Annotated in this window: 11 protein-coding genes and 1 tRNA gene; 5 read left to right on the forward strand and 7 right to left on the reverse strand. The window is 70.8% G+C overall.

Features of this window, described 5'->3' with window-relative positions; all coding sequences use genetic code 11:
* Positions 1-223: 223 nt before the first annotated feature.
* Positions 224-652 carry a ribosomal maturation YjgA family protein gene (locus AB0K36_RS08310; RefSeq protein WP_364590062.1) on the reverse strand — a complete coding sequence of 143 codons (429 nt, stop codon included), beginning with the start codon at positions 650-652 and terminating at the stop codon, positions 224-226.
* Positions 653-746: 94 nt separating this feature from the next.
* Positions 747-834, reverse strand: a tRNA-Leu gene (locus AB0K36_RS08315).
* A gap of 210 nt (positions 835-1,044) precedes the next feature.
* Between AB0K36_RS08315 and AB0K36_RS08320 the strand changes: the two genes are divergently transcribed.
* A complete protein-coding gene (locus AB0K36_RS08320; RefSeq protein WP_364590239.1) occupies positions 1,045-2,325 on the forward strand; it encodes a DUF2254 domain-containing protein in 1,281 nt (426 codons plus the stop codon).
* 313 nt (positions 2,326-2,638) lie between these two features.
* Here AB0K36_RS08320 and AB0K36_RS08325 read toward each other — a convergent pair whose 3' ends face one another.
* The 5 genes from AB0K36_RS08325 to sucC form a co-directional block, all read right to left on the reverse strand.
* Positions 2,639-3,304: a class F sortase gene (locus AB0K36_RS08325; protein ID WP_364590065.1), complete on the reverse strand. Its 666-nt coding sequence runs from the start codon at positions 3,302-3,304 to the stop codon at positions 2,639-2,641.
* Between the two features lie 106 nt (positions 3,305-3,410).
* Positions 3,411-3,890 carry a sortase gene (locus AB0K36_RS08330; RefSeq protein WP_364590068.1) on the reverse strand — a complete coding sequence of 160 codons (480 nt, stop codon included), beginning with the start codon at positions 3,888-3,890 and terminating at the stop codon, positions 3,411-3,413.
* Positions 3,891-4,185: 295 nt separating this feature from the next.
* Positions 4,186-5,727: an aldehyde dehydrogenase family protein gene (locus AB0K36_RS08335; RefSeq protein WP_364590071.1), complete on the reverse strand. Its 1,542-nt coding sequence runs from the start codon at positions 5,725-5,727 to the stop codon at positions 4,186-4,188.
* 166 nt (positions 5,728-5,893) lie between these two features.
* A complete protein-coding gene (sucD, locus tag AB0K36_RS08340) occupies positions 5,894-6,784 on the reverse strand; it encodes a succinate--CoA ligase subunit alpha (RefSeq protein WP_364590074.1) in 891 nt (296 codons plus the stop codon).
* Between the two features lie 167 nt (positions 6,785-6,951).
* Entirely contained in the window at positions 6,952-8,079 is a 1,128-nt protein-coding gene (sucC, locus tag AB0K36_RS08345) for an ADP-forming succinate--CoA ligase subunit beta (RefSeq protein WP_364590077.1), read from the reverse strand.
* A gap of 195 nt (positions 8,080-8,274) precedes the next feature.
* On the opposite strand from sucC, the gene AB0K36_RS08350 reads away from it, so the two are divergent.
* The 4 genes from AB0K36_RS08350 to AB0K36_RS08365 all read left to right on the forward strand — a co-directional run bounded on the left by AB0K36_RS08350 (position 8,275) and on the right by AB0K36_RS08365 (position 14,883).
* Complete coding sequence (locus AB0K36_RS08350) at positions 8,275-9,960, forward strand: thiamine pyrophosphate-binding protein (protein ID WP_364590080.1); 1,686 nt, start codon at positions 8,275-8,277, stop codon at positions 9,958-9,960.
* A gap of 36 nt (positions 9,961-9,996) precedes the next feature.
* Positions 9,997-11,226 (forward strand): formyl-CoA transferase, encoded by a 1,230-nt coding sequence (gene frc, locus AB0K36_RS08355; RefSeq protein ID WP_364590242.1) that lies wholly within the window; start codon positions 9,997-9,999, stop codon positions 11,224-11,226.
* The gene (locus AB0K36_RS08360) at positions 11,226-13,376 is read left to right on the forward strand and encodes an acetate--CoA ligase family protein (RefSeq protein WP_364590083.1); all 2,151 of its coding nucleotides are present in this window, start codon (positions 11,226-11,228) and stop codon (positions 13,374-13,376) included. Before frc ends, AB0K36_RS08360 begins: the two co-directional genes overlap by 1 nt.
* A 118-nt stretch (positions 13,377-13,494) precedes the next feature.
* The gene (locus AB0K36_RS08365; protein WP_364590086.1) at positions 13,495-14,883 is read left to right on the forward strand and encodes an OFA family MFS transporter; all 1,389 of its coding nucleotides are present in this window, start codon (positions 13,495-13,497) and stop codon (positions 14,881-14,883) included.
* Positions 14,884-14,960: the final 77 nt, after the last annotated feature.

Genomic DNA, 14,960 nt, shown 5'->3' on the forward strand with positions numbered 1-14,960 from the left:
TCCCGAGAGCCTTCGCCCCATGCGTCCGGGACGCATGGAAACGTTTACACGGACAGATGGAAACGTTTACACGCCCGGGTTGGCAAGACTCCGACGGCGGGCGAGATCAGATCGTGACGAGGGCGCTCAGATGAGCCGGCGGGCCGGGGGCGATGCGGGTAGGCGGCCTTTCCGCCCCTACGGCCGGCGGCCTTCCCCGCTCACGGCCGGCGGCCTTCCGCACCTACACGCGGGCGGGGACCGGAGGGGGAGGCGGGCCGGACCGGCGCGCGAGCGAGGCGTGGGCAAGCCATCCCAGGGCGGCGCCCACGGCGTACCAGAGAAGGTCGGGCGGATTGAAGGTGGACCCCAGGACGAGCCGGGCAACCACGCTCCGCCCTGACAACTCGGCCGGCACGCCGGTGAGTTGCAGGAACTCGACCACCCAGCTGAACGCGAGCGCCGCCCCGGCGGCCGCGACGGGCCGCGACCGAGGCGCCACGAGCACGACGAGCGTGAGGATCAGAACGGTGTACAGGGCGTCCCCCGCGTACTTCGCGACGCTCCCCTGCGCGATCATCCTGACCCCGAGCCCCGCCGCGACCGTCACGACCGCGGCCGCTGCGGCTGCCATCCGGGTGCGCGAGGGTCCACCGAGCCGCTGAGAGGTCATGACGATCACAGTAGGGGCTCCCCTCCGGGGCATGCGGGACTCCGTCACGCGCTCACGGAAAAGCAAAAGGACCCCAGATGAACTGGGGTCCTGCTGGTGTCCGAGGGGGGACTTGAACCCCCACGCCCGATAAAGGGCACTAGCACCTCAAGCTAGCGCGTCTGCCATTCCGCCACCCGGACTCAGGTGATTCGCCCCGGTCTCCCGCGGCGACATGGACAACAATACCAGGGGTTCGCGGTGCCTCTCACCTGCATATTGCGTGGTCAGTGGGGTGCGGGCGGCACTCCGAGAGCTGCGCTACCGCGTGTATCCGAGCAGATGCGCTGCGTTTGGCTACCGTCGGCCGGGTGAGTCAACGTCGCACCTACCGTCCGCCCCGGGCCTTGTCCATGCTGCGCGAGCATCTGCGCGAGACGTTCTGGTTCGCGCCCACCGTGTCGCTGGTCCTCGTCTTCGTCGTCTGGGCTCTCGCCGACGCCGTCGACACCCTGATCGTCGACACGCTGCGCCGCGAAGAAGACTTCCGGAGCCTTCGCGAGCTCATGGCGATCGCCGACGACGCCAAGACCATCGTCACCACGATCGCGTCCGCGATGATGACCTTCATCGGTGTGGTCTTCAGCATCTCGCTCGTCGCCGTGCAGATGGCGGCCGGCAACTACAGCCCCCGCGTCGTGCGCATCTTCATCAGGAGCCGCATCAGCAAACTCACCTTCTCGGTGTTCCTCTCCACGTTCCTGCTGTCGCTGCTGGTGCTGACGGCGTTCGAGAGCGAACGCAACCCCCGGGAGGTCACGTCCGTGCCGGTGGTGCAGAGCATCCTGACCCTGCTGATGGTCGCGTTGAGTCTGCTGCTGTTCATCGCCTATGTGACGCAGACGCTCCAGCTGATGAAGGTGGGGCCCGTGGTGGACCGGGTGACCAAGGAGGCGTTCGGGGCGCTGGCGCGTATGCCGAAGCCCGTCGCGCCCGGGGAGCCGCTCGGGGAGGAGACCGTCCGCATCAGTCACCAGGGGCGGTCGGGAGCCCTGCGGGACGTCGAGGTCATCCGGCTCGTGCGGGTGGCCCGGCGCCATGACGTGGTGCTGCGGCTCATCCCCCGGGTCGGGGACTTCGTCGTGCCCGGGACACCCGTGCTCACGGTCCACGGCGGCGCGGGACGACCGCTGCCGTTCGCGGCCCGGCGTGCGCTGCAGTCCGCCGTGTCGGTCGGGGTCGAGCGCACCTTTCAGCGTGACCTGAGCTTCGGGCTGCGGCAGTTGACCGACATCGGGCTGCGGGCCCTGTCGTCGGCCGTGAACGACCCGACCACGGCCGTGCAGTGCCTGGACCGGATCGTGCAGTATCTCGCCGTGGTCGCCCACCGGCCGCTCGGCACGGTGTACCACCAGGACAGGAAGGGCCGGGTGCGGCTGGTCCAGCCGGTGTCCGGGTGGGATGACCTGGTCGACCTCGGCTTCGCAGAGCTGCGGGGGTGCGCGGTGGGCAACCCGCAGGTCACGCGGCGGATGATGGCCGGGTTCGAGGACCTGCTCCAGCTCGTGCCTCCTGAGCGGCGTGCGCCGCTCGAGCGCCACCGGGACATGCTGGTCCGCGCGGTGCGGCAGTCGGTACGGGAGCCGGCCGAAGGCGACTTCGCCCTCGAACCGGACCGCCAGGGCATCGGCTGACCGGCAGGCGCTGTCCGGCGCGGCCGGCGTGGTCCGGCGCGGTTCGGTGGTGGTCCGGCGCGGTCCGGTGCGGTTCGGTGGTGGTCCGGCCGGGCTTCGCGAGCGGACCCCCGCGGCCGGGCCCACGGACCGCCGGGGCCCGTCCGGCGTTCGAGCGCGGACCGCCGGGTCCGGCCGGCCGGCGCCGCCGACCACGAGGACATCCGGAAGGCGCACGGTCCGGCGCGGTCCAGCGTGGTCCGGCCGTCAGCCACCTCGGAGCGTCAACGCATCCGGCAGGCGCCGAATCGCCGGCAGGGCGGGGCACGGGTGGCTACTTGACGGACGTGAGCGTCGCGTAGACCACGACGTTGCCCTCGTAGCCGCCTCCGGCGGACCGGTCGCCGCCGCACGTGATCACCCGCAGCTCGGGCCGGCCGGAATCGCCGTAGACCTTCTCGTCCGGAAAGTCGTTCTTGTCGTGGACCTCCACCGCGTCGACGGTGAAGACGGCTGTGCGCCGGTCCTTGCGCACGACGTCGATGGTGTCGCCCTTGACCAGAGCACCGAGCCGGTAGAAGACCCCGCGCCCGGCGGGGGTGTCCACATGTCCGGCGGTGACGGCCGTGCCGTTCTCCCCCGGGGTCGCACCGTCGCCGTACCAGCCGGCGAGAGCGGGCGCGGCGGCCGGCGGCGGCCGCAGCGCGCCCTTTTCGTTCAACTCCAGGCGGGTCAGCGGGGCGTTCACGCCGATGGCCGGGATCAGCAGGCGGACGGGATCCGCGGCGGCCAGAGCCTCGACGGCCGGGGGCTGCGGCGCGCGCTCCGGCGCGGGCGCCGCGGCGGGGGCCCGCTGTTGCACCGGCGACGGCTGCGGTGGGCCGTCCTCGTGCAGCGCGCTGCCCACCAGCACGGCCCCGGCGATCGCGGCGCAGACGAGCAGCTTGTAGGAGGGGACGCGGGCCGCGTCGGCGACCCCTGTCGTCGGGGTGTCGTCCATCGGGGGCGGGCCTTTGCTCGGCGGCGGGGCGGAGGTGTGCGTGGGACCCGGCCGGCCCCCGGTCACCGTGACGGTGACCGGGGGCCGGTGGGCAGAGGTGGTGGCGTCAGCTCCGGACTCCGCCGGAGCCGCGGCGCGTCCTGACCGCTCCGCCGGCGACCGCTCCGGCGAGGAGCAGTCCGCCGAGTGCGAGCTGTGCGCTCGTGCCGGTGGCGTCGCCGAAGCCGGCCTCGACCCCTCCGCTGGGGCGGTCGCCGATCCGGTGGGTACCGGTGACCTTGGTACGCGGCGGGCACTTCAGGGTCACCGTGTCGGTTCCCGGAGCGGCGTCCTCGGGCAGCTGGAACTCGCCCACCAGGGTCCCCTTACGTTCCCCCTCGAAGAGGTGGAACTGCCCACCGGCCTCCGACTCCCCCTTGCCGTAGGTCTCCTTGCCGCAGGCGGTGGTGGTGACGGTGACCGTGGTCCCCGGGGCGTTCCGCGGGCTGATCTCGATGTCGCCGCCCTCTGCCGCGGCGACCGGCGCGGAGAGTGCGAGGGTGCCGACGATGACGGCGACCTTGAGACCGGTACGGGCGATGCGCATGTCTTCCTCCAGCGGAGCAGTGTCCGGCCCTCTGCGCGGCTCCTCTGCTGTGCTCCGTGTACGAGGCAACCCACAGTCGGTGATCATCGCAATGCGAGGTCCCGGCGCGGGGTCACCCGGTAGGACGCAGGATCCGGTCTTCTTCCGGCAGTGCCGCAGGTCGCCGCGGCGGACACACCGCGGCGAACGTGCGGGCGTGAAAGGTGCGAACGGGCTAAGGATCATCCCGTCCCGGGCGCGTCGAGGGTGCCGTCCGGGACGTGCGAGCGTCCGGCCGCGGGGAGCAGACGCCCCGTCAGGCGTTGAGCTGGTAGTCGGGGAAGTTGCCCGGCGGCCGCTCCCCCGCCGGGCCTTCCGTCACGGCCCGCACCAGCAGCTCGCCACCGACGAACGCGCCGCGCCAGGAGGCGCCGAAGCCGCCGAAGAGCTCGTCGCGGTCGCCGCGCGAACGGGGCTTGTTGTGGCCGGTCTTGAAGGCGCGGATCTGGGGGGCGAGGCGCCGGAAGGTCGCCGGGTCGTCCGTGGAGAGGGTCGCCACGAGCGCGCCGCCCGAGGCGTTCATCGCGGCGAGCAGTTCCGCCTCCGTGTCGACGAGGACGATGGTGTCGACGGGACCGAAGGGTTCGGCGTGGTGCAGCGGGGAGGACGGGGGCGGGTTCAGCAGGGTGACGGGCGGCAGGTAGGCGGAGGTGTCCTGGCCGGGGAGGAAGCGGCCGTCGGCGAGGGAGCCCCGGTGCAGGGGTACGGCTCCGCGGTCGACGGCCTCGGCGACCTGGTCGGCCAGCTCCTTGGCCTTGGCCGCGTTGATGAGCGGCCCGAAGTCGAGGGTGGGCGGCGGGTCGTCGGGGTGTTCGACGGCGAGGGGGTGGCCGGTGCGGATCGAGCGCACGGCGGGCAGGTAGGCGGCGAGGAAGTCGGCGAAGGACTCGCGCTGGACGACGAACCGGGGGTAGGCGGTGCAGCGCTGCTTGCCGTAGTCGAAGAGCTTCGGGATGACGGCGGTGAGGGCGGAGAAGTCGGTGTAGTTCCAGACGCCCCAGGTGTTGAGGCCCTCCTGCTCCAGGATGTGGCGTTTGCCGAGGTCGGCCACGGCGGTGGCGATGCGGGCGCCGGTGTCCCGTCCTCCGACGAAGGAGACGCAGCCGATCTCCGGGGAGCGGACCAGTGCCTCGGAGAGTTCCCCGCCGCTGCCGCTGACCAGGGTCAGGGGCACGCCTTCGCGGGCTGCGAGCGCACAGGCGAGGGTGAGGCAGGCGACGCCGCCGTCGGTCGGGGCCTTGGCGATCACCGCGTTACCGGCCAGCGCCTGGACGAGCATGGCGTGGACGAGGACGGACATGGGGTAGTTCCAGCTGGCGATGTTGGAGACCGGGCCGGCGAGGGGCGAGCGGCCGTCCAGCATGGTTTCGACGCCCTCGACGTACCAGCGGACCCCGTCGATGGCGCGGTCGACGTCGGCCTGGGCGAGCCGCCAGGGCTTGCCGATCTCCCAGACGAGGAGGAGGGCGAGCAGTTCGCGGTGCTCGGTGAGGGCGTCGAGGGTGGCGGCGACGCGGGCACGGCGTTCCGGCAGGGGGATGTGACGCCAGGCGCGGTGCTGGTCGAGCGAGGCGCGTACGGCCCCTCGGGCGGCGGTCGTGTCCAGCCGGGGCGGGCCGGCTACGGGGCTCTGGTCGACGGGGCTGGTGGCGGGGAGGGCGCGGCCGTCCGCATGCCACCGCGCGGCCCAGAGGTTGAGGACGCGGTCGTCCCGGAACGCTTCGGGGGCGACGGCGGTGCAGCGCTGCCAGGCGTCGGTCCAGGCCGTGCCCGGCTTGAGGGTGAGGGTGGGTGCCATGAAGGTGAACTCCGCTCGTGACGTGTCGTACGGGGCGGGAGGACGTTCGGCGACGGGGAGGGGCGGCCGGCTCGCACACGCCGGCCGCCCGGTGATCCCGGTCGACGGAGGGGTTACCCGTGAGTAACCGGCTTACTCACAACTGGCCCTGAATGAGGGTGAGCTCTCAGCCATGGGACACCGCGAGCCGCTCGCGCACCAGGCGTGACGTCTCCGTCGGTGTGGAGCCGACCCGGACGCCGGCCGCTTCGAGGGCCCGTTTCTTGGCCTCGGCGGTGCCGCTGGAGCCCGACACGATCGCTCCGGCGTGACCCATGGTCTTGCCCTCGGGGGCGGTGAAGCCTGCGATGTAGCCGACGACGGGCTTGGTGACGTGCTCGGTGATGTAGGCGGCGGCTCGTTCCTCCGCGTCACCGCCGATCTCGCCGATCAGCACGATGAGTTCGGTGTCGGGGTCCTTCTCGAAGGCGGCGAGGCAGTCGATGTGGGTGGTGCCGACCACGGGGTCGCCACCGATGCCGACCGCCGAGGAGAAGCCGATGTCGCGGAGCTCGTACATGAGTTGGTAGGTGAGCGTGCCGGACTTGGAGACGAGCCCGATGCGGCCGGGCTCGGCGGCGATGTCGGCGGGGATGATGCCGGCGTTCGACTGGCCGGGGCTGATGAGGCCGGGGCAGTTGGGCCCGATGATCCGGGTGCCGCGTTCGGCGGCGTACGCCTGGAAGGCGACGGCGTCATGGACGGGGATGCCCTCGGTGATGACGACCGCGAGCCCGATGCCGGCGTCGGCGGCCTCCATGACGGCGGCCTTGGCGAACGGGGGCGGTACGAAGACCACGGCGACGTCCGCGCCGGTGGCCGCCACCGCCTCGCGGACGCCCCCGAAGACGGGGACGGCACGCTCGTCGAAGTCGACGACGTGGCCCGCCTTGCGTGGGTTGACCCCCGCGACCACGTCGGTGCCGGACGCCAGCATCCGGCGGGTGTGCTTCATGCCCTCGGCGCCGGTCATGCCCTGGACGAGGACCTTGCTCTCCTTGGTGAGGAAGACTGCCATGATTCCCGGTCCCTTCTGTTGCAGGTCGGTCGGCCTCCGGGGCGCCCGGGTCGGCGTCGGCGGTCGATCGCGCTCGGCTGCTCTCCCCCAGCTACCGCTGGGAGGTACCGCCACTCGCAGCCTCCGCGCGGCCTCCCTTTCGGCGCCGCCGCGCCCGTTCGGCTCGGTCAGATCGCGAGGTCGGCGGCCCGGCGGGCGGCGCCGTCCATGGTGGTGGACTGCTGGACGAGGGGATGGGCGCGTTCCTCGAGGATGGCGCGGCCGCGGGCGGCGTTGTTGCCGTCGAGCCGTACGACGAGGGGTTTGGTCAGGCGTACGGAGTCGAGGGCCTGCACGATGCCTTCGGCGACGGCGTCGCAGGCCGTGATGCCGCCGAAGACGTTCACGAGCACGCTGTTGACGTCCCGGTCGGAGAGGATGACGGAGAGCCCGTCGGCCATCACCGCGGCGGAGGCTCCGCCGCCGATGTCGAGGAAGTTGGCGGGCCTGGCGCCGCAGCCGGCGACGACGTCGAGGGTCGACATGACCAGACCGGCGCCGTTGCCGATGACGCCGACGGTGCCGTCGAGTTTGACGTAGTTGAGGCCCTTCGCTGCGGCCACCGCCTCCAGCGGGTCCTCGTGCAGGGTGGCGTCGTCGTCGCCCCAGCGGGCCTGCCGGAAGCGGGCGTTGTCGTCGAGGGTGACCTTGCCGTCGAGGGCGAGGATGTCGCCGGCCGTGGTACGCACGAGCGGGTTGACCTCGACCAGGAGGGCGTCCTCGCGGACCAGGACCTGCCACAGGTCCTGGAGCACACGCGCGGTCTCCTGCGGCAGCCCGGCCGCCGCGGCGATCTCGGCCGCCTTGGCCGCGGTGACGCCCTCGGCTGGGGCGACGGGGATACGGGCGACGGCTTCCGGACGGGTGGCGGCGACCTCCTCGATGTCCATGCCGCCCTCGGCGGACGCGATGGCGAGGAAGGCGCCGGCGGCGCGGTCGAGGACGTAGGAGACGTAGAACTCGGCCTCGATGTCGACCGGCTGGGCGAGCATCACCGTGCGCACGGTGTGGCCCTTGATGTCCATGCCGAGGATCTGGCGGGCGGTCACCTCCGCGGCCGCGGCGTCGGCGGCGAGCTTCACCCCGCCGGCCTTGCCCCTGCCTCCGGTCTTCACCTGGGCCTTGACCACGACGCGGCCGCCGAGCCGTTCCGCCGCCGCGCGGGCCTGCGCGGCGGTCTGCGCGGTCTCTGCTTCCGGTACGGGGATGCCGTACTCCCCGAAGAGTTCCCTTGCTTGGTGCTCGAACAGATCCATGCCGGGCTCCCAGTGCTTCGTCCGAAACGAATGAAAGTGCCGCACGCCCCCTGGACACCACCCACCGGATGCGGGATAACAAGCTTCATACAGTATTCGTCGACTGTATGCAATCTACCGCGAAGCACACCGGGCGGCGCACCGGCGCCTCCTGACCAGCACACCGACTCCCCTACGAAGGGACAGGACTTCGCCATGCCCGACGACAACAGCCAGCAACTCATCTCGGGTGGACACCTGGTGGCCAAGGCGCTCAAAGCCGAGGGCGTGGAGGTCATCTACACCCTCTGCGGCGGCCACATCATCGACATCTACGACGGCTGCGTGGACGAAGGCATCGAAGTCGTCGACGTACGCCACGAACAGGTCGCCGCCCACGCCGCCGACGGCTACGCCCGCATCACCGGCAAGCCGGGCTGCGCGGTCGTCACCGCGGGGCCGGGCACCACGGACGCCGTCACCGGCGTCGCCAACGCCTTCCGCGCCGAGTCACCGATGCTGCTGATCGGCGGTCAGGGAGCGCACACCCAGCACAAGATGGGCTCGCTCCAGGACCTCCCGCACGTCGACATGATGACGCCGATCACCAAGTTCGCCGCCACCGTGCCGGACACGGCGCGCGCCGCCGACATGGTCTCGATGGCGTTCCGCGAGTGCTACCACGGCGCGCCCGGCCCCTCCTTCCTGGAGATCCCGCGCGACGTGCTCGACGCCAAGGTCCCCGTCGAGAAGGCGCGCGTCCCGAAGGCCGGCCACTACCGGGCCTCCACCCGCAGCCCCGGCGACCCGGAGGCCGTGGAGAAGCTCGCCGACCTGCTGGTCCACGCCGAGAAGCCGGCGATCCTGCTCGGCAGCCAGGTGTGGACCACCCGCGGCACCGACTCCGCCGTCGAGCTGGTGCGCACCCTGAACATGCCCGCGTACATGAACGGCGCCGGGCGCGGCACCCTGCCGCCCGGCGACCCGCACCACTTCCAGCTCTCGCGCCGCTACGCCTTCTCCAACGCCGACGTTATCGTCATCGTCGGCACCCCGTTCGACTTCCGGATGGGTTACGGCAAGCGGCTGTCGCCGGACGCCACGGTGGTGCAGATCGACCTGGACTACCGGACCGTGGGCAAGAACCGGGACATCGACCTCGGGATCGTCGGTGACGCCGGCCTGATCCTCAAGTCCGTCACGGAAGCGGTGTCCGGACGCCTCAACGGCGGGGCCGTCAAGCGCAAGGCGTGGCTCGAGGAGCTGCGCGCCGCCGAGCAGACCGCGCTCGACAAGCGGCTGCCGCAGCTGCGCTCCGACGCCTCCCCCATCCACCCGTACCGCCTGGTCAGCGAGATCAACGACTTCCTCACCGAGGACTCGGTCTACATCGGCGACGGCGGCGACATCGTCACCTTCTCCGGCCAGGTCGTCCAGCCCAAGTCCCCCGGCCACTGGATGGACCCGGGGCCGCTCGGCACCCTCGGCGTCGGCGTCCCCTTCGTCCTGGCCGCCAAGCAGGCCCGCCCCGACAAGGAGGTGGTGGCCCTGTTCGGTGACGGCGCGTTCTCGCTGACCGGCTGGGACTTCGAGACGCTGGTCCGCTACAACCTCCCCTTCGTCGGGATCGTCGGCAACAACTCCTCCATGAACCAGATCCGTTACGGCCAGGCGCAGAAGTACGGCCTGGAGCGCGAGCGGGTCGGCAACACCCTCGGCGACGTCCGCTACGACGAGTTCGCCCGGATGCTGGGCGGCTACGGCGAGGAGGTCCGCGACCCCGCCGACATCGCGCCCGCGCTGCACCGCGCCCGCGAGTCCGGACTGCCGTCGCTGATCAACGTGTGGGTGGACCCCGACGCGTACGCCCCCGGAACCATGAACCAGACCATGTACAAGTAGGGAGCGCCGGCCATGACCCAGAACACGACCAGGACCATGACCAAGGCTCTTGAGGGCGTCCGCGTCCTCGACATGACGCACGTCCAGTCCGGGCCCTCCGCGACGCAGCTGCTCGGCTGGCTCGGCGCGGACGTGGTGAAGCTGGAGGCCCCGAGCGGCGACATCACGCGCAAGCAGCTGCGCGACATACCGGACGTCGACTCGCTCTACTTCACGATGCTCAACTGCAACAAGCGCAGCATCACCCTCAACACCAAGTCGGAGCGCGGCAAGGAGATCCTCACCGAGCTGATCCGCCGCAGCGACGTCATGGTGGAGAACTTCGGCCCCGGCGCCGTGGACCGGATGGGCTTCACCTGGGAACGGATCCAGGAGATCAACCCCCGGATCGTGTACGCCTCCATCAAGGGGTTCGGGGAGGGCCCGTACACCAACTTCAAGGCGTACGAAGTGGTGGCCCAGGCGATGGGCGGGTCCATGTCGACCACCGGCTTCGAGGACGGGCCGCCACTGGCGACGGGCGCCCAGATCGGTGACTCGGGCACCGGCATCCACGCCGTCGCCGGGATACTCGCCGCGCTGTTCCAGCGCGAGAGCACCGGGCGCGGCCAGCGGGTCAACGTGGCGATGCAGCACGCCGTGCTCAACCTCTGCCGGGTGAAGCTGCGCGATCAGCAGCGGCTCGTGCACGGGCCGCTCGCCGAGTACCCGAACGAAGACTTCGGCGACGAGGTGCCCCGTTCCGGGAACGCCTCCGGCGGCGGCCAGCCTGGCTGGGCGGTCAAGTGCTCGCCCGGCGGCCCCAACGACTACGTGTACGTCATCGTGCAGCCGGTCGGCTGGCAGCCCATCTCGGAGCTCATCGGCAGGCCCGAGCTGGCGGAGGACCCCGAGTGGGCGACCCCGGAGGCGCGACTGCCCAAGCTGAACAAGATGTTCCAGCTGATCGAGGAGTGGACCGCGACGCTCCCCAAGTGGGAGGTGCTGGAGAAGCTCAACGCCCGCAACATCCCCTGCGGGCCGATCCTCTCGACCAAGGAGATCATCGAGGACCCGTCGCTGGCGGCGAACGAGATGGTCGTCGAGGTCGAGCACCCGGAGCGCGGCACGTTCACCACGGTGGGCAGCCCGCTGAAGCTGTCCGACTCGCCCGTGGACGTGGTCACGTCCCCGCTGCTCGGCCAGCACAACGAAGAGGTGTACGTCGGCGAGCTGGGCCTCGGCGACGAGGAGCTCGGCCTGCTCAAGTCGAACGGAGTCATCTAGTGGCGGAGCACGCGGAGCGGCAGGCGGCGGTACGGGCGATCCTGGCGGGCGCGCTCGCCGAGGGCCGCACGGCACTGACGGCCCCCGAGGGCAAGGCGGTCACCGACGCGTACGGGATCCCGACCCCGGCCGAGGGGCTGGCGGAGACGGCGGACGAGGCGGTGGCGTTGGCGGACCGGATCGGATTCCCGGTCGCCATGAAGATCGTCTCCCCCGGCATCCTGCACAAGACGGACGCGGGTGGCGTGCAGGTCGGGCTGAAGTCCTGCGCGGAGGTGCGCGGCGCGTTCACCGCCATCGTGTCCAACGCGAAGAAGTACGACCCCGAGGCCCGGATCCTCGGTGTGCAGGTGCAGCAGATGGTGCCGGCCGGGACCGAGGTGCTGGTCGGCACGGTCACCGACCCGACGTTCGGGAAGGTGGTGGCGTTCGGCCTCGGCGGTGTCCTCGTCGAGGTGCTGAAGGACGTCACCTTCCGGCTGGCGCCCGCGTCGAGGGAGGACGCGCTGTCGATGATGGACGGCATCCGCGCCGCGGAGATCCTGCGCGGGGTGCGCGGCGGTGCGGCCGTGGACCGGGAGGCGCTCGCCGACGTGGTGGTCCGCGTCTCCGAACTGGCCGCCGACTTCCCCGAGATCGCGGAGGTCGACCTCAATCCGGTGTTCGCCTCCGCGGAGGGGGTTATGGCCGCCGACGTACGGATCCTGATCGGCACCGAGGTCCCGGCCGAGCGCCGCAAGTACTCCCGCGAGGAGATGCTCACCTCGATGCGGCGGCTGATGCAGCCCCGGTCCGTAACGGTGATCGGCGCCTCCAACGAGCAGGGCAAGATCGGCAATTCGGTCATGCGGAACCTGATCGACGGCGGTTTCCCGGGCGAGATCCATCCGGTGAACCCCAAGGCCGATGACATACTCGGCCGTAAGGCGTACAAGAGCGTGATGGATGTTCCGGGCGAGCCCGATGTGGCGGTCTTCGCGATCCCCGCGAAGTTCGTGGCGTCCGCTCTCGAGGAGGTCGGCCGCAAGGGCATCCCCAACGCGGTGCTGATCCCGTCCGGTTTCGCCGAGACCGGCGAGCACGAGCTCCAGGCGGAGATCGTGGCGATCGCCGAGCGGTACGGCGTGCGGCTGCTGGGGCCGAACATCTACGGCTACTACTCCACCTGGCAGGACCTGTGCGCCACGTTCTGCACGCCCTACGACGTCAAGGGCGGTGTGGCGCTCACCTCGCAGTCGGGCGGCATCGGCATGGCGATCCTCGGCTTCGCGCGGACCACACGCACGGGTGTCTCGGCGATCGTCGGTCTGGGCAACAAGTCGGACCTGGATGAGGACGACCTGCTCACCTGGTTCGGCGAGGACCCCAACACCCAGTGCATCGCGATGCATCTGGAGGACCTCAAGGACGGGCGGGCGTTCGTCGAGGCCGCACGCGAGACGGTGCGGAAGAAGCCGGTGGTCGTCCTCAAGGCAGGCCGTACGGCGGCGGGCGCGAAGGCGGCCGGCTCGCACACGGGCGCGCTGGCCGGCGATGACGCGGTCTACGACGACGTGCTGCGGCAGGCGGGGGTGATCCGCGCGCCGGGGCTCAACGAGATGCTGGAGTACGCGCGGGCGCTGCCCGTCCTCCCCGTGCCGCGGGGCGACAACATCGTGATCATCACTGGGGCCGGCGGCTCGGGGGTGCTGCTGTCCGACGCGATCGTCGACAACGGGCTGTCCCTCATGGAGATCCCGCCGGACCTGGACGCCTCCTTCAAGGCCTTCATCCCGCCGTTCGGCGCTGCCGGGAACCCGATCGACATCACCGGCGGCGAACCGCCCTCGACGTACGAGGCGACGATCCGGCTGGGTCTGGAGGATCCCCGGATCCACGCGCTGGTGCTGGGCTACTGGCACACGATCGTCACCCCTCCGATGGTGTTCGCGGAGCTCACCGCGCGCGTGGTGGAGGAGTTCAGGGAGCGCGGGATCGAGAAGCCGGTGGTGGCGTCGCTCGCCGGGGACGTCGAGGTCGAGGAGGCGTGCCAGCACCTCTTCGAGCGCGGTGTCGTCGCCTACCCGTACACGACGGAGAAGCCGGTCGCGGCGCTCGGCGCGAAGTACGCCTGGGCCCGGGCCGCGGGCCTGTTGGGGGGCGGTCGATGACCTGAGCGACGGCTCGAACCACGGGGTCTGCGGTGACCGCTCGCCGCGGACCCCGGTGCGAAGAGAAACGGACAGGGGGCGCTGGCCAGACTTCTTCCACGCGAGGGGTTCGATCACCATGACGACAACCGACATCTCCACATCCGTCCCCTTCAGGGAGGTGACGGACGCCAACGGGCGCATGTACCGGATCGGCGAGACCGATATCGACATCATGGGCCGCAAGCGCAAGTGGATGGTCATCCTGCCGTGGGTGGGCATGATGGGCATCAGCTCGGCGGAGTACGCGTTCGCGTCCGCCGAGGACACCCTGCACACCGCGCACAGCTGGAGCAGTGCCCACATCTTCTGGATGCTCGGCGTGTGGGTCTTCTTCCAGGCCGCGGTGGCCTTCCCGGCCGGCAAGCTGCGCGAGAGCGGCAAGCTGCCGGCCCGGTGGGCGATGATGCTGGGCGCGGTGGGCACCCTGCTGGGCTACGTCTCCCTGGCGTTCGCACCTCATGTCGTCGTCGCCTACATCGGCTTCGGCATGTTCAGCGGCATGGGCGCGGGCATGGTCTACGCGACCTGCGTCAACATGGTCGGCAAGTGGTATCCGGAGCGAAAGGGCGGCAAGACCGGCTTCGTCAACGGCGGCTTCGCCTACGGTTCGGTGCCGTTCGTCTTCATCTTCACCGGCTACATGGACCTGACGAACTTCCGCTGGGTGCTCGTCTGCGTCGGTCTTTTCCTGGCCGCGACGGTCGCCGTCGCGGGCTACTTCTTCCAGGACCCGCCGAAGAACTGGTGGCCCGCTGAGGTCGACCCGCTGCGCAAGCCCGACGACCCGCGGGCACGCCGGGCGCTGGAGAAGAACCCGCCGGCGGTGAAGCAGTACACGCCCAGGGAGGCGTGGCAGACCGGCCGGGTGGCGCTGATGTGGTTCTGTCTGCTGTGCACGTCCGGTGTGAACATCTTCGGTATCGCCTTCCAGGTGCCGTTCGGTGACGAGGCCGGTTTCGCGGGCGGCATCGTCGCGACGGCGATGTCCCTCAAGGCGATCGTGAACGGCACCGGGCGCGGCGTGATCGGCTGGCTCTCGGACCGTTACGGCCGCAAGCAGTGCCTGATCTTCGTCTGCATCGTGCTCGGCCTGTCGCAGTACGGCATCCTGTGGTCGGGCAACATCCACAACCTGCCGCTGTTCCTGCTGTTCTCCAGCATCTCGGGCTTCGGCGGCGGCGCCATCTTCCCGATGTTCGCGGCGATGACGGCGGACTACTTCGGCGAGAACAACAACGCCTCCAACTACGGCCTCGTCTACAGCTCGAAGCTGGTGTCGGGCCTGCTGGGTTCCGGCATGGGCGCGGTGGTCGTGGGCGCCTGGGACTACGCGGGAGCGTTCGTCCTGGCCGGTTCCATCTCGCTGTTCGCGGGCTTCGTGGCGATATTCCTGCATCCGCCGGGGCGGCCGCGCAAGGGCCGGATCGCGGCCAATCCACAGCCGATCAGCCGGGACATGGGCTGAGCGGACCACGGTGGGAAGTGCGGCCCGGGCGGCCGCGGCGGCCGGGAGACCGGTCACCGCGGCCGCCCGGCCGTCGT

Source organism: Streptomyces kurssanovii (genome assembly GCF_040677245.1).
Lineage (GTDB): Bacteria > Actinomycetota > Actinomycetes > Streptomycetales > Streptomycetaceae > Streptomyces > Streptomyces kurssanovii.

What these genes read in the sequence shown, in the direction of transcription:
- sucC (WP_364590077.1), bottom strand. Translation starts at nt 8,079, where the DNA reads ATGGATCTGTTCGAGCACCAAGCAAGGGAACTCTTCGGGGAGTACGGC.
- AB0K36_RS08310 (WP_364590062.1), bottom strand. Translation starts at nt 652, where the DNA reads ATGACCTCTCAGCGGCTCGGTGGACCCTCGCGCACCCGGATGGCAGCC.
- frc (WP_364590242.1), top strand. Translation starts at nt 9,997, where the DNA reads ATGACCAAGGCTCTTGAGGGCGTCCGCGTCCTCGACATGACGCACGTC.
- AB0K36_RS08325 (WP_364590065.1), bottom strand. Translation starts at nt 3,304, where the DNA reads ATGGACGACACCCCGACGACAGGGGTCGCCGACGCGGCCCGCGTCCCC.
- AB0K36_RS08335 (WP_364590071.1), bottom strand. Translation starts at nt 5,727, where the DNA reads ATGGCACCCACCCTCACCCTCAAGCCGGGCACGGCCTGGACCGACGCC.
- AB0K36_RS08330 (WP_364590068.1), bottom strand. Translation starts at nt 3,890, where the DNA reads ATGCGCATCGCCCGTACCGGTCTCAAGGTCGCCGTCATCGTCGGCACC.
- AB0K36_RS08350 (WP_364590080.1), top strand. Translation starts at nt 8,275, where the DNA reads ATGCCCGACGACAACAGCCAGCAACTCATCTCGGGTGGACACCTGGTG.
- sucD (WP_364590074.1), bottom strand. Translation starts at nt 6,784, where the DNA reads ATGGCAGTCTTCCTCACCAAGGAGAGCAAGGTCCTCGTCCAGGGCATG.
- AB0K36_RS08365 (WP_364590086.1), top strand. Translation starts at nt 13,495, where the DNA reads ATGACGACAACCGACATCTCCACATCCGTCCCCTTCAGGGAGGTGACG.
- AB0K36_RS08320 (WP_364590239.1), top strand. Translation starts at nt 1,045, where the DNA reads ATGCTGCGCGAGCATCTGCGCGAGACGTTCTGGTTCGCGCCCACCGTG.